16 protein-coding genes, 1 tRNA gene and 1 pseudogene are annotated in these 19,502 nt (G+C 59.7%); 2 read left to right on the top strand and 16 right to left on the bottom strand.

What is annotated here, in order from left to right:
- Window positions 1-16: 16 nt before the first annotated feature.
- The 10 genes and pseudogenes from QMB98_RS02435 to QMB98_RS02390 form a co-directional block, all read right to left on the bottom strand.
- A complete protein-coding gene (locus QMB98_RS02435) occupies window positions 17-1,087 on the bottom strand; it encodes a hypothetical protein (RefSeq protein ID WP_371684051.1) in 1,071 nt (356 codons plus the stop codon).
- 73 nt (window positions 1,088-1,160) lie between these two features.
- Window positions 1,161-3,752 carry a hypothetical protein gene (locus QMB98_RS02430; RefSeq protein WP_371684050.1) on the bottom strand — a complete coding sequence of 864 codons (2,592 nt, stop codon included), beginning with the start codon at window positions 3,750-3,752 and terminating at the stop codon, window positions 1,161-1,163.
- 302 nt (window positions 3,753-4,054) lie between these two features.
- Complete coding sequence (locus QMB98_RS02425; RefSeq protein WP_371684053.1) at window positions 4,055-4,867, bottom strand: hypothetical protein; 813 nt, start codon at window positions 4,865-4,867, stop codon at window positions 4,055-4,057.
- Window positions 4,868-4,921: 54 nt separating this feature from the next.
- A pseudogene (locus tag QMB98_RS02420) lies at window positions 4,922-5,095 on the bottom strand (helix-turn-helix domain-containing protein); the annotation flags it as partial.
- Window positions 5,096-5,110: 15 nt separating this feature from the next.
- Window positions 5,111-5,299: a helix-turn-helix domain-containing protein gene (locus tag QMB98_RS02415; protein WP_371684049.1), complete on the bottom strand. Its 189-nt coding sequence runs from the start codon at window positions 5,297-5,299 to the stop codon at window positions 5,111-5,113.
- A gap of 415 nt (window positions 5,300-5,714) precedes the next feature.
- Window positions 5,715-5,786, bottom strand: a tRNA-Arg gene (locus QMB98_RS02410).
- A 198-nt stretch (window positions 5,787-5,984) separates the two neighbouring features.
- Window positions 5,985-6,908 carry a universal stress protein gene (locus QMB98_RS02405; protein ID WP_371684048.1) on the bottom strand — a complete coding sequence of 308 codons (924 nt, stop codon included), beginning with the start codon at window positions 6,906-6,908 and terminating at the stop codon, window positions 5,985-5,987.
- Between the two features lie 283 nt (window positions 6,909-7,191).
- Entirely contained in the window at window positions 7,192-8,013 is an 822-nt protein-coding gene (locus QMB98_RS02400) for a C40 family peptidase (RefSeq protein ID WP_371684047.1), read from the bottom strand.
- 796 nt (window positions 8,014-8,809) lie between these two features.
- Window positions 8,810-9,610, bottom strand: coding sequence for a C40 family peptidase (locus tag QMB98_RS02395; RefSeq protein ID WP_371684046.1), 801 nt, complete (start codon window positions 9,608-9,610; stop codon window positions 8,810-8,812).
- 86 nt (window positions 9,611-9,696) lie between these two features.
- Window positions 9,697-10,377, bottom strand: a complete 681-nt coding sequence (locus QMB98_RS02390) for a metal-dependent transcriptional regulator (protein WP_371684045.1) — start codon at window positions 10,375-10,377, stop codon at window positions 9,697-9,699.
- Between the two features lie 79 nt (window positions 10,378-10,456).
- On the opposite strand from QMB98_RS02390, the gene serC reads away from it, so the two are divergent.
- Entirely contained in the window at window positions 10,457-11,545 is a 1,089-nt protein-coding gene (gene serC / locus QMB98_RS02385; protein WP_371684044.1) for a phosphoserine transaminase, read from the top strand.
- A 58-nt stretch (window positions 11,546-11,603) separates the two neighbouring features.
- Here serC and QMB98_RS02380 read toward each other — a convergent pair whose 3' ends face one another.
- The 6 genes from QMB98_RS02380 to QMB98_RS02355 all read right to left on the bottom strand — a co-directional run bounded on the left by QMB98_RS02380 (window position 11,604) and on the right by QMB98_RS02355 (window position 17,590).
- Window positions 11,604-12,911 carry an MFS transporter gene (locus QMB98_RS02380; RefSeq protein ID WP_371684043.1) on the bottom strand — a complete coding sequence of 436 codons (1,308 nt, stop codon included), beginning with the start codon at window positions 12,909-12,911 and terminating at the stop codon, window positions 11,604-11,606.
- Window positions 12,908-13,276: a MarR family winged helix-turn-helix transcriptional regulator gene (locus tag QMB98_RS02375; RefSeq protein ID WP_371684052.1), complete on the bottom strand. Its 369-nt coding sequence runs from the start codon at window positions 13,274-13,276 to the stop codon at window positions 12,908-12,910. Before QMB98_RS02375 ends, QMB98_RS02380 begins: the two co-directional genes overlap by 4 nt.
- A gap of 436 nt (window positions 13,277-13,712) precedes the next feature.
- Entirely contained in the window at window positions 13,713-15,146 is a 1,434-nt protein-coding gene (locus QMB98_RS02370) for an NCS2 family permease (protein ID WP_371684042.1), read from the bottom strand.
- An 85-nt stretch (window positions 15,147-15,231) separates the two neighbouring features.
- Window positions 15,232-16,452 (bottom strand): mannose-6-phosphate isomerase, class I, encoded by a 1,221-nt coding sequence (manA, locus tag QMB98_RS02365; RefSeq protein WP_371684041.1) that lies wholly within the window; start codon window positions 16,450-16,452, stop codon window positions 15,232-15,234.
- Entirely contained in the window at window positions 16,452-17,219 is a 768-nt protein-coding gene (locus QMB98_RS02360; protein WP_371684040.1) for a DUF3027 domain-containing protein, read from the bottom strand. Before QMB98_RS02360 ends, manA begins: the two co-directional genes overlap by 1 nt.
- On the bottom strand, window positions 17,216-17,590 hold the full coding sequence (locus QMB98_RS02355; protein ID WP_371684039.1) for a cold-shock protein: 375 nt from the start codon (window positions 17,588-17,590) through the stop codon (window positions 17,216-17,218). Before QMB98_RS02355 ends, QMB98_RS02360 begins: the two co-directional genes overlap by 4 nt.
- Before the next feature lie 231 nt (window positions 17,591-17,821).
- Between QMB98_RS02355 and QMB98_RS02350 the strand changes: the two genes are divergently transcribed.
- Window positions 17,822-19,502, top strand: a 1,681-nt coding sequence (locus QMB98_RS02350; protein WP_371684038.1) for a hypothetical protein, incomplete at its 3' end; no start/stop codon positions are given.

Below are 19,502 nucleotides of genomic sequence, written 5' to 3'. Positions count from 1 at the left end.
AGGGTAATTTCAACAACTAACTACCCCTGCCACATAGTCTGACGCGCGACACCGCCACCCGATCAATCCGCCGGCTCTCAGTAACGGTGACACCCGTTCCACCTTGAGACAAGCGTAGGAACATAGACTCTTCCTCGCCACCTCGCCGAGTCCCTGCAATCAATGACATGAGTGCCCCCGCAGAAACTTCTGTAAACCCCACATCCCTCAACTGACTATCGGCCCGTGCTCGCGTAATCCGCCGACCGGCACTTGTCTGGGCAGCAATTTCCAAGACCCGTCGGATCCCCTCCCGCGCAGCCTCCTCACGCACGCCCGCACTGATCAAAAGATCAATAATCTGCAAAACTGGCCCGGTTTCATCCACATCATCAAAGCTCACTGACTTCATACCAGTCTCTGAGCAAGACCCGAGATTCAAGACTTCCCCGTGAAACTCATCGACGGGAACTGCTTTCAAACTTTCATGCTCATCACGTTTAGCAATTGCTTTCGCAGTGATGACAACAGTCAAGCCCCACGGCTGGTCCGCTGCAAGAATCTTTTCATGGTTTACTCTCAAAACTTCCCAGATATGTGATGCCACATCCATCTGCGCATCACTAAAATCAAATCCCGCACGACGCCGGACAAGCCAAGCCAGCCGCGTCTTCACGGTCACCTCGATTGCCACAGCAATGGCATCAACGACCGACCCTTGCCATTCCGATTCAACCGCCTCCCGCAACGCGGCCCGCAATCCTTCGTTAGTCAGAATATCCCCATGGGAGAACCCACCACCCCGAGCAGGCTCCACGACCGCAAGTGGTTGCCCTGACCTTGTCTTCGCTGATCCAGCCGGAACCAGGGAGCTGGTGATGTTCTCCCCATGGGTAGGCAGTTGCCATCCGACAAGTTGAATGTGGGACTCGGCCTCGTGTTCCTTTGGTGAGCGACGCAGTGTTTTCACGATGAGCCGCTCGTCAGTGAGTTCTTTCAACACCGATTTGACAGTCTGAGCAGATAGGAGGGTGGCATCAGCCAAAAAGTCAGCTGATGCCACCACAACACCATCAGCATCGGCAATATCTGCCAATACTGTGAGCACGAGACGGTGGTGGGCCGTGGGAACAGCCTGTCGCAGTCCCCACGATGCCCCACCACGCCTCATGATTGGATCCTTAGATCTTGCTGCGTCGAGTGCGAGCAATCAGCAACGCACCAAGGCCAGCAACCAGGAGTCCAACGATTCCAAATCCGGCAACATTCGCTCCCGTAAAGGCAAGGTCACCAGAAGCACCACCACGTGAATCAGCCTGCGGCGGAGCCGGGGGCTGCTCGACCGGTGGGATATGGGACGTGGTCAGAGTTTCGCTCGTGTCACCACACTCACCGCGCGAGATGACGTTTCCATCGCGAGCGTAGGTGACCTCCACCATCGTGTAGGTCAATTCCTTGTCCTTATCGGTGGTGTAGCGATTCGTCTCATACGTGCCCGACCGGCCATCGTGCTCGATCCGGTCACTCGTCCAGACCGGGGCCTCACACACGGGAGCGTCCGCATCCTCGTAGGCGTAGAGCTCAACCTCAGTGTAGGCACCTTCAGGCAACACACCAGTGACGGTGACCGAGTCCCAGATATCTGCACCCGGGACCGGGTAGTCGACATCAACGCCGTCTTCGTTTTGCCACCCAATCCGGGTCGAGACTTCACCCTTGAATTCGGTGGTCAGTGTTTCCGAGGGTTCGCCGCATTCACCGCGTGAATATTCACGGCCATCGGCAAAATAGGTCACTTCCACCATCGTGTAGGTCATTGTTGTTTCACGGCTCGTCACGTACCGGTTTGTCGTATACGTGTTCGCAACGCCGTTGTGTTCAATGCGGTCGCTGGTCCAGATCGGGGCCTCACACACGGGCGCTTCCCCATCGGTGTATGCGTAGAGTTCCACCTCGGTGTAGGCACCTGGAGGGAGGGAACCCTCGACAACGACCTCATCCCAGATTTCCGCACCGGGAACCGGCGTGTTCATGTCGATGGCATCGTCGGGGTTCATGAACCCGATCTGGGTAGAGACTCGGCCGTTCTCGTGCGTGATTGTCTCGTTCTCATCCAGGTCAGAGGTTCGGACCGACTGCGTACGGGCGTCACCAGCGTAGGACGAGACGACGACATACGTGCCGTCACCGGCCATGTAATCCACCTGCATATCGGCCGTATCGAGGGTAAATTCGCCATTGACTGCCGGGGTCGTGGTCGACCCAACCGGGTCCATGCCTTCGGTTGCACCCTCGGTGATCTCGGTGCCATCAGGGAAGAAATACAGCTCATGCAGAACCGTGGCCGTATCTGCATCCCAGCCCGTAATACCTGCAAAATCGCCATGGTCATCCGGGAAGCCGGACTGAGTAATCTCGTCAATGATGCGCAACTCGGTACCCTCACGGACTTCCGTGCGTGCAAACGAGGTAATCTGCGGCTGCCACGGGACCACCGAGGTCTCCGACAGCTCCCAGAACGGGGACGTAAACGCCTCAATAAAGTCGGCATACTCATCAGGCTGAGAACCAGGGCGGACACGGGCGCGGAAGAAATAGAATCCTTCCTCATCAGCCGTGAACTCCCCCGCCGTCGACACGGTACCAGGACCGTTAAAGGTGACCGTTTCAGTCCCGATGTACTGGTCGCTAAATGCATCGGTCATCGTCTCGGCCTGCGGCTGAGCAAAAGGCCCATACACATCAACGAGGACGTTGACCGGGACAGGGTTGCCATCCACAGAGATCCAGTTCTCCGCCGTGGCGGTCAGGCTATCGATCAGCGGGGCACCTGCTTCAAGCTCCACGGTGGCAACCTGTGAGGTGACCTGCGGCTGGAAGGACCGCACCAGCGGGTGTGTGGTGGTCCGGCCAGACACCTGGGAGTCACCGGTCGAGACAAAGACATCCTGCGCCGTGGGGTGGCGCATGATCTGGATCGAAGCAGACGGCAGACCGGTCACCTCGATAGAGGCAAAGACATCTCCCGAACCGGTAGACACGAATTCTTCCGAAATCGGCTCACCAGCAGTGCGCCCGGTCAATGTCTTTTGACCATTCGTGAATGTGGCGGGCCCTGACAGGCTCACCGTGTAGCTGGCTCCTGGGTACCATGCCCGAGAACCGGTCTGGGCACCGATCCCGACAATCGTGCCACCACGTCCATCAGCGTCCACGCGCATCTGGAAATTCCCGGTCGTGTACGGGCCACCCAAAAGCTTCGCCCGCTCAGTCAGGACACTGGCGCGATTGACGATGGAGGAATGTGCACCGCGCTGATTCTCCGGGTTCCCACCGACAGCCAGGCCATTCATCGCAAAGTGGTGCGCCATGACCTCGACCTTGTTCGCCCCCGTCGTCAGCGTGTTGCGCGCGGCCTTGGTCCCATTCCAGGCAAGCCAGGCCAGCGCTCCAGTATCACTCCCACGCACCGTCTGATCCGTGTTCCCGGTCGTCGTGGAGGCACGCGGCGTATACGGCTCGCCAGCGTTAATCGTTTCAATATCCGTATAGACGAGATTCGGCAGACCGACCCACTGAGGGCCGTACTGCTGGTCACCAGTGCAGAATGCGATAATGTCCCCATTGGCGAAGTAGAGGAAACCAGTGTTTGGGCTAATCTCGCCCTCAAATCCCCACTCACCGGGGGCTGCTGTTGCCGGGTTCACTGCCCCGACCAGGGCGAGGCCGAACACGGCCACGAGCCCCACGATCCGGGCCCACAAGCCCGTCATCTTCCTTTTCACGTTCAAAACTTTCTCTTTCAGTGCCCGTCCTGGGCAGAAAACTTCTTACTGACAGTTCATGTCCTAGAGCAGGTTGGCCCCCTCCCCTGTCGCCTGCCCCCACGAGAGGGGATCGACAACCCGCACCAGCGGGAAGCTGGAAACTGGGTCTTGGCCTGTGACGGCGTAGGGCGGTTCGGTCTCTGACCGCACATTCCCAACGAGCACGGTGGCAGTCGCCCACATCAACGAAATCGCCGCTATCATCGCCGCGACCAGGGCGAAACTTGTTCGCATCGTTAGGTCCGACATCACGCACCCTCCTGCTCGCTGGCTTGCCGAGATGGCACGGCCTCATCAGCACTCGACGCGCTTTGCGCGCGCCACCAGGATGTTGCCCACCAGCCCGTGGGCTTGTCCGCATTCGGACCGCCCTTAGCGATCTCTTCCTGCTGGGCAATCAACCACGCAGGACGCTCCGCGACCGGCAAATCCGCCAAAGTCACCTGTGGTTCTTCACCTAGTGGTTCGGCAAGATTCACGTGATTACCCACCAGGGTTGCGCGTACTGGCGCACCCTCAACCGGGATGTTGTTGAGTCGCTGGATCACCAGACCGGCCATATTCGTGACCGAAGTTGGCATCTGATGCGAAGCGAGGACCGACTTGATCTGGGACGGTGTCCAGCCCCCACCAAGGAGCTCGTGCAGTCGGTCCGCGATGCGGGCCGCTGCACGCCCATCGAAAACTCGACACGATTCGGGAATGGATTTTCGGATGAGATCCCAGTCCACGTCCACATCCACCGACCGGGTCTCACCAGATGCCGAGCCGCGCGAGATGGAGTGGATTGGATTGGGGGTTCCATTGGTGGTTTGTACTAGAGGTACCAACAGGACACCGGTGTCCCCTTGCAAGCGGACACCAGTGTCCTCTTGCGAAACTTCATCATCCGCTACCGGACAATTTGTCCCATTGGTTATTTCACGCGGAAAAGTCGAGTTTTCCATAGGTTCGGGTACTGACGGCGAGTTAGAGTTTTCCACAGGCATTTCGCTACCGGACAATTTGTCCCTTTGCTTATTTCCCACCGAAAAGTCGGCACCGACGTTAAGCCAGTACACGAGTGACTTCCTACCGCTTTGGCCCGCTCTCACACTTGTCTCGATCAGTCCAAAGCGACGAAGGTCAGCTACGATCCGACGCACGTTCCTCACAGTCATTCGTGAGCGAGCTGCGATGAGGTCTTGAGATGGCCAGCAGTAGCCGCCGTCATTTGCTTGATCAGCCAGACTCAACAAAACGAGAGTCTGGGCAGGGGTTAAATCCTCCAACCCCCACGCCCAATTCATCGCCTTGATGGACACCTAGAGCTCCCCAGAATCCAGTGCATGTTTTACCGGAATTAACATGCTCTCGATTTGCTCTTCATCGATTCGGTATTGGCCAGAAGGTAATCTGAACGCCTCAACACGCCCATCAGCAATCCACCGACGTACGGTCTGCGCAGATACTCCTAGACGCTCACCCACATCCTCCGGAGTAAGAAGTGTCATACCCTCTCGCTTTCTAATTAGCTACAGCCTAATTTCAATTGAGAGTATACAGACTAATTTATGCCATGCAACGTCATTAATTGCGCTCACCCTAATTATCTGCAATTATTTAGACATGACTACGACTAACCATTTTTCAGACGCTGCCATCTCCGCAAACGTCCGCGTTGGCGAGCAGGTTCGCCTATGGCTCCGACGTAAAGGCTCCTCACAACGTGATCTTGCCGAGGCTCTTGGAATTCGGGGGGCGTCACTTTCCCGCAAAGTGGCAGGAGTAACTGGCTGGACGGTCAATGATCTTGTAACAACAGCAGCTTTTCTAGACGTCGAGATCAGCGCGTTGCTACCCGATGACACGGTCGATGCAGAAAAGGGCAGAATGAAGGAAATCGCCCGCAATAATGCGGGCGATTTGTGCCCTCGATTGGATTCGAACCAACGACCTATCGCTTAGGAGGCGATTGCTCTTCCGCTGAGCTACAAGGGCGAACCCCTATAGTTTAGCGAACTGTGTGCACGTCACCTATTCGACGGGATGAGCTTCACATGACAGCATCCGTCGGGTCAACAGGTCTCAGAATCTTGATGCATTACCGCAAGACTGTGCCCCAGACAGGTTCGATGGTTCGGATCCTGCCAGGGGCACAGTCAACGACTCAGTCGGTGATGGGCTTGAGTCAGCGGGCTATTCCGGGCGCTTCCACGGGACATCAGTGACCGTGGGTGGCACATCGTCTCCGGGTCGAATGCGCTTGGGCACAACCATGACCGGGCACGTGGAGTGGTGCAGGATTGCCTGGCTGGTGGAGCCGAGGAGCAGGCCGGCGAATCCGCCGCGACCGCGCGTACCGATGACGAGCAGGTCAACCGCTGTGGAGAACTCTGCCATGAGGGCTGCGGGGTTGCCTTCCAGGGCATGGGTGCGGACGTCGATGTCGTAGCCTTCGGTGGCCTTCTCAACAACAATCTCGAGGCCGGTCCTAACATCATCTAGGACATCAACGGAGTATCCCGCCCCCGGCATCCACGCAATCGAGGAGGTATTGACGGTGGCGACTGCCGTGAGCTTGGCCTGCCACCTCTCGGCCTCCCAGACTGCCCTTTCAAGAGCGATGTTGGCGGCCTCGGATCCATCGACACCAACAACGATGTGCCGGATCGGGAGGCAGGAACCTTGGGACTGTTCCGGTACCACAACGGTTGGGCAGTATCCGTGGGCCGGTACCGCACTCGAGACGGTTCCGAGGAGTCTGTCGGCGAAGGATCCCCGGCCGCGGCTACCGATGACAACGGTGGCAACCTTCTTGGAGAGCTCGACGAGCACCGCGGCGGGGTCTCCCGTTTCCAGCGATGACGATGTTTCTAGTCCCGCCTTCTTCCCACGCTCCACCGCAGCATCAAGGTACTCGTTGGCTGCCTCAAAGAGACGCGAGTCCAACGAGGTCGCGGCTCCCTCAAATGTGTGGGCGGTATAGGTGGGCAGTTCGTATGAGGTCACGACGTGTAGTCGCGCGTCCCTCCGCTGAGCCTGTTCGATAGCCCAGGTGAGAGCCGTCTCCGATCGTTCCGAGCCATCAATACCAACGGCAACCACATTTTCATGTGCCATGGCGGCCTCCTTCTCAACGTTCTTACCCCTACTTTACCGCTCACCTATCTTTTATGTGACTCACAACCCAATCTCTCGGTAACGCTTCGATATCGGGAGCGAAGAGCCCACACCAGCGAGGTCGCAGGCTTGTTTCTCGCGTAGGAGGTGCGGGGCCGACGGGAAGATGTTCCTCTGGACCGCCGGGAAGGCCTCAGACGCAAGCCAAGGGCGTGGAAATGGGGTATGAAAAAGGGGAACGACCAAAGCCGTGCCCCTTTTTGAGTAGATTACTGATGCGCGATTAGAAAACGCGGAAGTAGACGGGAGAGCCCCACACTGCAGCTTCCTGGGTGCCCATGGAAGGGTTCCAAGCCGCGATGTGCATGCCGTTGCCGGTGTAGATGCCGAGGTGTCCGGGCCACCACATAAGGTCACCGGGCTGTGCCTGCGAAGCAGAAACAACGTAGCCAACGTTCGGGTATGCCGAGGACGAGAGGCGAACGCCAACGCCCGACTGTGCGTAAACGTAGTTCACGAAGCCAACGCAGTCCCAACCAGCGGGGCTGGTGCCGCCCCACACGTAGGGAGCGCCCGCGTAGGAGCGAGCAACTGCGACAACGGTCGAGCCGCGGCCCGAGGTTGCTGCGGGAGCAGTGGTCGTGGTGGTCGTAGCGGCCTGAGTCTGAGTCTGGGTGGTGGCCGCAGGAGCCTGAGTCTGGGTGGTGGCTGTGGGAGCCTGAGTCTGGGTGGTTGCAGCCGCGGTGGTCTCCTCAGCAACGGGAGCTTCCTCAACCGTTGCGGTCGTGGCTTCTGCCTCGACGGCCTCTTCTACCACCTGCTCCTCCACAACGGGAGCTTCTGCGGTAACGGTGACCTCATCGAGAGCGAAGTCTTCCGCTCCATCGGTCTGGACCGTGAATTCCGTGGCGGTCTCTTCAACAGGCTGGTCAGCAAGCGTAATACGCTCGGATGCGTCAACCTGCTCTTCGGAGCCAACGGCGGAGGGAACGGCAACGCTGAACAGAAGACCCGCAGTTGCGGCGCCTGCAGTCACGGCACCCGCGGCCATGGGCTTGATCGGAGTAGCTGCCGCGTGACGGCCGGTGCGCTGGGAATTGGTCATTTGTATTTCTCCAAGCGGGCGAGCCCGCGTGTTTCATTCGTCTTAAGGTCTTGCTGGTATCAGGGTGATACTCGTCCGTTGTTCGAACTTCAAAAACTATAACAATATTGAAACGGAAATGTCACGCTTCGATAACAATTTGTTGCGGTGACCGTAACCTCCTTTTCCGAAACCGTGCGTTTTCAACGAAAACTCCCGCGACCACGGTCACAGATTGTTATAAATGTGGCTCATCTCGCAAAGATTGCCGCTTGCTTCTCGAGCGAAATATCGAAATTTATGGTCAGAAAACGCGTTTTCGCAGGTCCGCAACTCGGAAAACAACAGCGTCGCATCCAAGTACTTTCGCCCCAATCAGGCCTCGTGACCTTTCGTTACTTTTCCATAACGCTTGCCGCAACCCGTCACAGAACCACCGGCTCCGATCGTCGGCCACCCACAAACACCCCTCGAACCTTCGACAGTCTCTCCCGCACGCTCTGCAGTCGCACCTATATATAGGGACGCCCGCACACCAAAAGGTGAGCAGCAGAGAGATGCGACTCAGAGAGTTCGATACCGGCGGTCACGGGAGTCGGAGCAGACCATCAAGTTGCACCGAGCCAATCATCGGACAAGCCAGAGCTCGCAACCATGAGATGTCCGATAACGGTGTCGAGCGGACAGGTAAAGACCAAGTACTTCCGAGAACACAAGGGCTGCAGGTGCCTGCCGTTGTTTGGGGAACGACTTCGGGAGGGGCACTGCCCCTCCCGATGAGTCTGAAGATTATGCTTCTTGGCTTAGGCCGGAAACCTTAGCCGACGACGCGGATGTAGGTCGGGTTGCCGTAGACCGGACCCTCGTAGGTGCCCGAAGATGGGTTGCGGGCCGCGATGTGCATGCCGTTGCCGGTGTAGATGCCGATGTGGCCGGGCCAGTAAACGAGGTCACCGGGCTGTGCCTGCGAAGCGGAAACAACGTAGCCGGAGGCTGCCTGTGCACTCGAGGAGCGGGGCAGGGAGATACCGGCCTGTGCGAAAACGTAAGCGGTGAAGCCGGAGCAGTCCCAACCGGAGGGGGTGGTGCCGCCGTAAACGTAAGGTGCACCAGTGTACTGGCGAGCAATGGCAACCACGGACGAGTTGGAGGCGGCGGGAGCCGGAGTGGCTGCCGGTGCCGCGGTCTCAGTGGTGGTTGCTGCGGGAGCAGCTGCCTGGGTCTGAGTCGTGGTTGCTGCGGTGGTCTCGGCGGCTACGGGAGCGGCTTCGGTCGCGGTCTGCTCGACGACTGCCTCGTCAGCAACGGTTTCCTCGACGATGGCCTCTTCGACAGCGATTCGCTCAATGGGCTCAACGGCCTCCGTGGAGGATACGTTGATCTCGTCGATCTCGACTGCGGCGTCGGCGGGAAGCTGAACGTCGATGACAGACGCCTCGGGAGCCTCAACAACATCGAGCGAGAGCGGCTGAGCCGGACCAGCTTCGTTCTCCTGCGAGGGAGCGGCAACTGCGGCTGTCGCCGTCATTCCGAGCGCGGCCGAGACTGCTGCTACGGCAACGGCGGATGATGTCTGTACCTTGGTTACCGCGTGGCGACCGGTGTAACGCTTCGACATGGATTCTCCTGAAGGTGGTCTGTTCTACCAATACAAGAGAATAACGGAATATAACGAAAGTGTCACGAAGAATTACGGATTGTGACTTAGGCGTCAATAAAGAGGTGCTTACCGATGCTGGCAGGGAGGTTGTTGATTGTGCCTTCTGAGCCCTGGATCGTCAGACCTTCGCCTGATTTGGTCACGGTAATCTCCTGGCCGGGGAGAATTCCTGCGCCGCGGAACAGCGCAAGTAGCTCCACATCGACCTGAAGAGGTTCGGCAATGCGACGGAGTGTCGCCGTGACCGTGTCGTCGTAATCGTAGTCGGCAAGGGACTCGAGACCGGAGTGCTGCGCACCGAGGTCGCCGGGGCCCTCCTCGGTGATCGGAATGGGGTTGCCGTACGGGTCCATGCTGACGTCACCAAGAACAGCGACGAGCTGCTCCGTGACGCGATCGGACATGACATGCTCCCAGCGGCATGCCTCCTCGTGCACGTACTGCCAGTCGAGACCAATGATGTCGGTCAGGAGTCGCTCTGCGAGGCGGTGCTTGCGCATGACCTCCGTTGCCTTGCGGCGACCCTCCTCGGTCAGCTCCAGCTGACGGGACGAGTTGACGCTCAGCAGGCCGTCGCGAGACAGCCGGTTGACGGTTTCGGACACGGTGGGACCGGAGTGGTCAAGACGCTCAGCGATCCTGGCACGAAGCGGGGTGATGCCCTCTTCTTCCAGTTCGTATACGGTCTTGAGATACATTTCGCCAGTATCGATCAAATCAGCCACGTTGCCTCCTGCACAGCTCTGCTTTCCATATTATCTGGACAGCCGATACAAATTCTTCGATGTTTGCGAAGATCAATCCATGATGATTCCACGCGAGCTTCTCCCAAGTGACGGCCGATTCGGATCGGGTCCCTCCCGGATTCCAGCTTCTCATCTGAGCTTAGACCCAAGCTGGATGGGAACGTCCCATCGTAAGGCACCTGTGAAGAGCGTCGTGGGCTCTATTAGAGAAGGACTCACTCACCTTTTTGATCTTCCCGACGGTTATGAGATCGCACTGGGCAATGGTGGAGCATCGCTCCTGTGGGACGCGATCCCGTTCTGCCTCGTTGAGGAGAGGGCGAAGGCAGCCACCTTCGGCCAGTTCTCCGAGAAGGCCGCGAGCGCCATCAACAAGAACCCGTTCGTCGCCTCCCCCGTTGTGACGAAGATCGAGGCCGGCTCCGCCGGCCTTCCCGAGGCGGAGCCAGGGATCGACACCTACCTTTATCCGCACAACGAGACCTCGACCGGCGCGATGGTGCCCGTCAAGCGGATCGGCGAGGGCGAAGCCCTGACCGTTGTTGATGGCACCTCGTCGGCCGGTGGCGTCCTCTTCGATCCGTCGCAGGCAGATGTCTACTACTTCTCCCCGCAGAAGGCCTTTGCTTCCGATGGCGGGCTGTGGGTTGCGGCCCTCTCCCCCGCCGCGATCGACCGCATAGCGAGGCTGACGGCGGAACGCTGGGTTCCCGACATCCTCAACGTGCAGCTGGCGCTGAAGAACTCCCGTCAGAACCAGACACTTAACACCCCCGCCCTCGCGACCCTGCACCTGCTGAACGAGCAGCTCACATGGATGCTGGAGCAGGGCGGCCTTGCCGCCATGGACCAGCGCACGAAGGAACTGTCCGGGCTGATCTACGACTGGGCGGAACAGACGGAGTGGGCACACCCGTTTGTTGAGGAGCAGTACCGCTCCCAGGTTGTTGCCACGATCGACGTGGACCTGGATGCCTCAGAGATCTCGACGATCTGCCGAGCATCCGGCATTGTCGACATCGATAGCTACCGCGGACTTGGTCGCAACCAGCTGAGGGTCGCGACCTTCCCGGCTACGGAGCCAGGCGATGTTAGGGCTCTTCTGGAGTCGCTGACCTGGGTGGGACAGCAACTGTCGCAGAACTAATCGCCGTCATTTCCGACGTGTTGGCGTCGAGGGTGCGTTCGCTCCTGCGCTTCTTCTCTCACTCCACCTCTCGCTGAGCCTCACGTTGGGCCTTGAGCTCGGCGTGCTCTGCGGGACCAATGATGAGCAGGTGCGGTGTCTCGTCCTTGCGGTACGTCACTGTCAGGTCCCAGTTCTTGCGCGCCCAGAACACGGCTCCGATGGAGACGACGATGGCGGCGATGGCGCCAATGCCGATGCCCCAGCGGGGGTGAATGTGCTCGGATACCCAGCCAACGATCGGTGACCCGATCGGCGTGGAGCCCATGAGCACCACCTGGTAGAGAGCCATGACCCTGCCACGGAGTGCTGGCTCAACGCTCGTCTGGATCGCCATGTTCGCCGATGTCAGGAGCGTCAGGGTGAAGTAGCCGACGAAAATACAGGAGATGGCGTAGGTCCAATAAGTCGGCATCATCGCGTTAATGCCGGCCGTGACACCAAAGCCGAAGGCGGCGACAACAACGAGACGGACTCGGGACTGCTTCCTCCTGGCCGCCATAAGCGCACCCGTGAGGGATCCGATCGCCATGATCGAGCCGAGCAGGCCGTACTCGCCAGCGTCCTTGCCGAACACCTCGGAGGCCATGGTGGCGCTCGTCAGCTGGAAGTTGAGGCCGAGACAGGAGACGACACCAGCAACGACCATGATGACCACAATGTCGGTGCGGTGGCGGACGTAGGACGCCGCGGCCCTGATCTGGCCCTTCTCGCGCGGCTGCGGCTCGCTCTTGTTGAAGTCCTTCGACCTCATGAACATGAGTCCAATAATGGTGGCTCCGAAGGAGAGCCCGTTGATGACGAACACCCAGCCGGTACCAACAGCCGCAATGAGCAGACCTGCGATAGCGGGGCCCAGGAGGCGCGCACCGTTGAAGCTCGCAGAATTCAGGCCAATGGCGTTCGTCAGGTGGCTGGGCGGAACAAGCTCGGAGACGAACACCTGACGGGGCGGACCATCGAACGCCGACACCGTGCCGAGCACGAAGGCGAACACGTAAACGAGTTCCACGGTGGCATTGTCCGTCAGAACGAGGACACCGAGGGCGGCCGCGAGAACACCCATGAGCGTCTGTGTGACGTACATGATCTTCCGCTTATCGTACCTGTCGGCCAACAGACCCGCGTAGGGCGTGACGAACAGGAGCGGCAGGAACTGCAACGCCGTCGTGATACCCACGGCGAAGCCATCGCGATCCGTCAGCTGGGTGAGGACAAGCCAATCCTGCGCCACCCTCTGCATCCACGTACCCGTGTTTGCGACGATGGCGGTAAAGAACCACAGCCTGTAGTTATAAATCTTGAGCGAAAGAAACGTGCGACTCACGTTGTGGACATCCCCCTCATCAGCTCCGCAGCGCGGGCCAGGACCTGGATGTCTTCCTCCTTTAATCCACCGAGATAGTTTTCAATTCTTGTTGTGCCCGATGCCGATGCCTCGAGAAAGGTGTCACGCCCAAGCTGCGTCAGGCTCACCTCAACTCTCCTCCCATCCGCCGTGTCCCGCACGCGCTCAACAAGGCCGCTTTCGGTCATGGAGCCCACGAGCTTGGACATGGAGGGGGTGGAGACTCGTTCGTGTTCTGCCAACTCGCTGATTGACATGGGGCCACCCTTGAGGGCCTTGAGGACACAAAAGCGAGACTCGCCAAGCTTCTCCGTGCCACGAATCCTTCGTGACAGGTGAAGCACCGCGACTCTCAGAGATTCTGCGACTTCATCACGATCCAACACAAGTAGTTAGCTTAGCAAACTATTAGCCTAGGAAACCATAGCAGGGAACCATCTACTCCATCACACTCGGGCACATAACCCCCTGACGTCGCGAAATACTCGCTTCGCACGCCGTTCTCCAGTTTCGTCGGATTTGGAGCATTCGTATCCAGGTGGTGTACGCCCGCTTCCGCATACGGGCCGCCTACCAACTCCCTCACCTACCGGCCGTCCGCCAACTGACGGAGTCATACCCGGCCTCTCGCACATACCTGCCCAGCATCACGCCAATCACAAACCAGGCCTTGCGGGGACGAGAACAGCCCACGAGGGGACGAGAACGGCCCCGCCAGAGAAGTCTCCTTCCGAGCGGGGCCGTATCGACAGTCAGTACGGACTACGTACGACGTTTGTTCTACAGGCCAAGTGCGGTCTCGATGGGGCCGCGAGCGAAGTAGAAGATGAAGAGGACGGAGACAACCCACAGGAGCGGGTGCACCTTGCGCTTGTCGATGGCGGCGAGGACGACGTAGGAGATGAAGCCCATGCCGATGCCAACGGTGATCGAGTATGCGAAGGGCATGAAGACGATCGTGAGGAAGGCGGGGATGCCGACGACGAGGTCCTTCCAGTCGATCTGGCCGACCTGCTGCATCATAAGGAAGCCAACGACAACGAGTGCCGGGGTGGCAGCCTCGTAGGGAACCATGCCAGCGAGCGGAGCCAGGAAGGTGCAGGCGAGGAACAGGATGCCGGTCGTGACCGAAGCGAGACCGGTGCGAGCACCGTCAGCAACACCGGTTGCGGACTCGATGTAGGCCGTGTTGGAGGAGACGCCACCAACGCCACCGGCGATAGCGCCGAGGGAGTCGACTGCGAGGATCTGGCGCATGCGGGGCGGGTTGCCATCCTTGTCGAGGAGGTTACCTTCCGAACCGACGGCAACCATGGTGCCCATGGTGTCGAAGAAGTCGGCCAGCATGAGGGAGAAGACGAGAACAAGAACGGCGATGACCGAGATCTTCTCGAAGGGTCCCGTAATGGAGAACTGACCAAGGGTCGAGAACTCGGGAACCGAAACGGGGGAACCGTCGAGTGCCGGGACAGTCAGGCCCCAGCCGGTTGGGTTCGAACCATCGGGAGTCTGAGCACCAAGCTTGAGAATAGCCTCAACAACAATCGCTGCAACAGTGGCAATGATGATGCCGATGAGGATCGCGCCGCGAACCTTCTTGACCATGAGGATGATGATCGAAAGCAGGCCGAGGATGAAGACGAGGAGCGGCCAGGACGCAATAGAACCGTTGATGCCAAGATCGAGCGGGGTGCCGGAGCCGGGACGGATAATGCCGGCATTGACGAGACCAACGAGGGCAATGAACAGGCCGATGCCGACCGAGATCGCGGTCTTGAGGAAGCTCGGAACGGCCTTAAAGATGGCCTCTCGGAGTCCCGTGAGCACGAGCAGAAGGATGACAATACCTTCAAGAACAACAATGCCCATGGCATCTGCCCAGGTCATGCCCGGGAGGGACACCACGGTGTAGGCAAGCATCGCGTTGAGGCCAAGGCCCGCTGCGATCGCCATCGGGTAGTTTGCAACCGTTCCCATGAGGAGCGACATGACACCAGCAACGAGAGCAGTACCGGCAGCAATCGCGGGGGTGTTCGCGCCGTCGGTGCCGCCACCAAGGAAGTGGCCGGTCGAGTCCGGTGTGGACAGGATGATGGGGTTGAGGACGAGAATGTAGCTCATCGCGAAGAAGGTAACGAGACCTCCGCGTAGCTCTTGACCCACGGAGGAGCCACGTTCAGACAGCTTGAATGTGCGGTTCAGTAGTTCGTTCACGAACTCGATGTTTGACGAAAATTCGCCCTAAGGGAACTGCGGTCTCAATATTTGAAAGAAAAACCATCCAAATATTGAGATAAAACTAGGGAATGTCGGCCTGAATGAGAGTACCTACGCCCTGGACCTGCAGGTTTCCCTCATCCGCGCGCACGAACACGGCCTCGCCGAGGTTTAATGTGATTCGTTGCTCGTTCGTCGAAACCTCGATCGCACCCGAGATCGCGAGCAGGATTCTGGGCCCGCGACCAGGCAAGTTGCGTTCAGTGGTCCAGTCCCGCAGCTCCGTGACGGACAGCTCAAAATCGTCGACCGGAGCGTAGTAGGTGCGGGTCACGTCACTCACGCGTTCGGGAGCAATACGAATCGGTGGGGCGGCCGTGTAGTCAACGGTGGCCAGCAACTCCGGAACATCGATGTGCTTCGAGGTCAGCCCTGCCCTCAGCACGTTGTCGGAGTTCGCCATGATCTCCACGCCCGTGCCGGACAGGTAAGCATGCACGGTCCCTGCCGGCACGAACAAGGCCTCCCCCTGTTGCAGGGTAACGGGGTTGAGAAGAAGGGAGGCCACGATTCCCGGGTCTCCGGGATAGTGGTCGGCAAGGTTGCTGACGATCCTGTCGGCGCGCGCCGATGGGGAGGTGTCTTCCCGCAGGCGCTTCCGACAGCCCTCGACCAGCTCCATGACCTGGTCCTCACTCGGCCTGGTGTCCGCACTGAGAAGGTACTCGAAGCACGTGCGCATGCCCTCAGAGGAGAGGTCCTTCTGAAGGAACCGAAGCAGGTCCTCCGCGATCGTGCAGGGCAGGCCACCCACGACGTCCATGACCCTTCGTGGGGCTCGAAAGCCCGCGACCGCCTCAAACTTGGTGAGAGCAACGAGGAGCTCGGGCTTGTGGTTCTCGTCGAAGTAGTTCCGGTTCGGGTCCGTCATCTCGACGCCCGCGTCATTCTCGTCCGCATACCTCTCGCGTGCCTGTTTCCGGGAGGGGTGCACCTGGAGGGAGAGCGGCTGATCGGGAGCGATGAGCTTCAGAAGATAGGAAAGAGCGTTAACCGAACTCGGTAGCGTTGTTCCGAGGCATCCCTGCGGGTCGCGGTCAATGTAGTCGCGCAGGTTCTCCTCAGCCGCGTCAGCGGTTGGGTTGTAGACGATTCCGGACGCGAGTTCGGCTGGACCGGACTTGTGAGTTCCCAGCCAGATCTCTGCCACCGGACCATCGGCCGGCGGCAGGTCAAACAGCCCGGGAATCGCGGCGGCAGAGCCCCAGGCATATTCCTTTATAGCTCCCCGCAGCCGCTCCATTAACCGTGGCTTTCTACGATCTCGATATCAGTCTCGTTGACGACCGGCTCGGCCTGCACCCACAGCTTCTTCTGCCGTGGCGCATCGGTCTCGGAGTGGGCTCCGCACCCGTGATCGAGAGACACGACCTTGCCATCATCGGGCGACCATTCGTTGGCACACACGCCGAAGAGGCTACGAGCGGATCCCGCCATGAGCATCATGAAGCCGCAGGTGGAGCAGTTGCCCTTCGCGGCCTTCGTGGACGGGTTGTTCGGGCCGCGATCGGAATCGTACCAGCGGTTGTAGGCCTCTTGACGGCCCTCGATCGAGAGGACGCGAGCACGCCCCAGTCCAAGCTCAAACTCCTGAAGCTGGTCAGCATCGTCGGTCGTGTCCTGGAAGCCCTCGACGAGCCTGTCGTCGTCCTTGCGGTACGGGAGCGGTTCGGTTCCCGAGACGTCATCGGGTTCGAGGCGATCCGCCCACGGCACCCAGTCGGGAGCCAGTAGAGCATCGGAGCCGGGCTTGAGGGACACCTCGTTGATGGTGACCTTGCGGGACCTCGAGGCGCGAGCTACCGTGACTGCCCAGTACCAGCCGACGTAGCCGGGTAGCTTGCAGTCAAAGGCGTGGGTGAGGACCCGCTCCGCCTCCAACACGACTCCCTTGTGCTCACCAATGGAATCCTCGGTGGTGATGTCGAGGAGCGCCTCGCGAGCAACGTCTGCTGCCTGGGCGAGGGTCTTTTCCTTCGTCACGGACTGGACGGGCTCAAGTCGGCTCATGCGTCAAACTCATTCGCGAGGGTACGGAGTGCCTGGGCGATGCGGGCACCGTGGTCGGGGTAGCGACCGCGGCGCAGCTGGCCCGAGGCGGAATCAAGAATCTTGATGAGGTCTTCCACGATCGGAACCATGTCCTCCGGCTTGCGCCTGGAGGCTTTCGCGACCGAGACCGGTGCTTCCTTCACATCGACAGAGAGCGCGTGGAGCCCCCGGCGGCCTTCCGCAACCGAGTACTCGACGGACGCCCCCTTGCGGGGGCGTACACCAACTGGAAGCACAGATTCCGGGAAGTATACGTCACGGCCATCATCGCCGGTGATGTAACCAAAGCCCTTGTCTTGGCTGAAGAACTTTACCTTGCCTGTTGGCACGACAGCTCCTTCACGTTCATAGAAATACTGTTCTAGTCTACCCGGTATAGGTGAACTTGACCTGCACCTGTGGCCCATTCTTCGCCACCGCTGTTAGCCCGTTGCGAAACAGTGCAATGACGGGCTCTCACCAATGTGCCGCTAACCACAAACCCGCTAAACTGACATCGTCGCACTCGCGAGGGTGAAGACGCCAGCTCCGTGAGTTACCAACCCGTTAGGCCGTTCCCGATGATTCAGAGTTTCGCCACCGTTGATCCGTTCCGTCCCACGGACCTCTTGACGGATAACGACGGTGTTGTTCAGGACCCGGGTGCCGCAGAAGATGCTCTCTACGCGCTTGCCGATCAATCGGGCGATGAGCTGTACATCATCTTTGTCTCCGACTTTGGCGATCTCGGTCCGAGCGAATGGGCGGCGCAGTCGAGTGAGAATGTCATTGATGAGGGGGATGCCCTCATCGCCATCGCCACCGAGACCACGGAGGTCGGCTACTGGTCCCTCGACGAGGAGACCGCGGGCCACGTTGAAGACGCCATTGTCACGTCCCGCCCCGAGCTTCGCGATGGTGACTGGAACGCCGCGATCGACACGATCACGTCGGAGCTCCAGACCGATGGTGACGGCCTTGGTGCCTCCGGCAGCGGTGGCGGAAGCGCCGTCCTCGGCGGCATCGCAGTCATTGCTGTTGTCGTCATTGGCGTCCTGATCTTCCGTAGCTCGCGCAAGAAGAAGAACACCGAAACGAAGCAGGCGGAGTCGCTTGAGGCTCTCGCGAAGCGCGCCTCCAATGCCCTCATCGTTGCCGACGATGGTGTTCGCGAGTCCGCGGCCGAACTTGAGTTCGCACGTGCCGAGTTCGGCTTGCAGGCAACAGTCAAGTTCGACGAGGCCCTCCAAAAGGCCCGCCAGGAGGTCAGCCAGGCGTTTGAGTACCGGAAGAAGTTGGATGACAACATTCCCGATACTCCGCAGGAGAAGCACCAGTACTACACCGCGATCCTCGAGCACACCGAACGTGCCCGCACAGCGATTGCGGAACAGGAAGAGGAGTTTGCGAAGCTCCGCAACATGAATGCTCGCGTGCACGAGATCCTTGCGAACCTCAACGTCCGCATCGGCGAGATCGGCCAGCAGGTGTCCTCAGCGCAGGCTCAGATCGACAACCTCTCCTACAAGTTCCCGCAGGCGGCACTCCAGACCCTCAAGACCTACCCCGGTCAGATCACCACTCTTATTACTGCGGCACGCGAGGCCGCGGCGAAGGGCCAGGAACTCGTCGAGGCCGATCAGCGCTCCCAGGCCTCCGTCTATGCTCGCATCGCCGAGGACCACGTTCAGCAAGCATCCACCCTGATCACCGAAGTATCCGAGGCAGAGCAGACGCTGAACAACGCCAAGAGGGACCTTCAGAAGGCCATAGCCTCCCTGTCCTCCGATGTTGCCGACGCGAAGCGCCTCGGCGGCGGCGACGCCACCATCCAGTCACGCAAGGTCGAGGCAGAACGCGCCCTCGCCTACGCCATGAACTCCCAGGCCGACCCAATCAAGGCACTGCACGACCTGGACGAAGCAGAGACCGCGATCGATGCCGCTCTTGCTGGTGTACGCGAGCAGGAGGAGAACCACCGCAGGCTCTCCCTCGGTGTTGAGAAGGCACGGAACTCGGCAGATGCCACCATCCGTGGCGTCGACTCCCTCATCAACTCCAACCGTCAGGCCGTCGGCTCCGGCGCCCGCACATCTCTCTCCACCGCGATGAACACCATGGCGAAGGCTGAACGCTCCAGCAACATCGAGGAGCAGCTCTCCCTCTACCGCTCGGCCGAGCAGTACGCACGCCAGGCCGAAAGCCAAGCCCAGAACGACATCCGCAACAACATGGGCGGATACGGAGGCGGCGGCCGCCGTG

This window comes from Flaviflexus sp. (genome assembly GCF_041440645.1).
Classification (GTDB): Bacteria; Actinomycetota; Actinomycetes; order Actinomycetales; family Actinomycetaceae; genus Flaviflexus.
This window is presented reverse-complemented; position numbering and strand designations above follow the sequence as displayed.

Excerpts from the sequence above, each read along its gene's own strand:
- QMB98_RS02430 (WP_371684050.1), bottom strand. The coding sequence starts at position 3,752 with ATGACGGGCTTGTGGGCCCGGATCGTGGGGCTCGTGGCCGTGTTCGGC.
- QMB98_RS02415 (WP_371684049.1), bottom strand. The coding sequence starts at position 5,299 with ATGACACTTCTTACTCCGGAGGATGTGGGTGAGCGTCTAGGAGTATCT.
- QMB98_RS02405 (WP_371684048.1), bottom strand. The coding sequence starts at position 6,908 with ATGGCACATGAAAATGTGGTTGCCGTTGGTATTGATGGCTCGGAACGA.
- QMB98_RS02400 (WP_371684047.1), bottom strand. The coding sequence starts at position 8,013 with ATGACCAATTCCCAGCGCACCGGCCGTCACGCGGCAGCTACTCCGATC.
- QMB98_RS02395 (WP_371684046.1), bottom strand. The coding sequence starts at position 9,610 with ATGTCGAAGCGTTACACCGGTCGCCACGCGGTAACCAAGGTACAGACA.
- serC (WP_371684044.1), top strand. The coding sequence starts at position 10,457 with ATGATGATTCCACGCGAGCTTCTCCCAAGTGACGGCCGATTCGGATCG.
- manA (WP_371684041.1), bottom strand. The coding sequence starts at position 16,452 with ATGGAGCGGCTGCGGGGAGCTATAAAGGAATATGCCTGGGGCTCTGCC.
- QMB98_RS02360 (WP_371684040.1), bottom strand. The coding sequence starts at position 17,219 with ATGAGCCGACTTGAGCCCGTCCAGTCCGTGACGAAGGAAAAGACCCTC.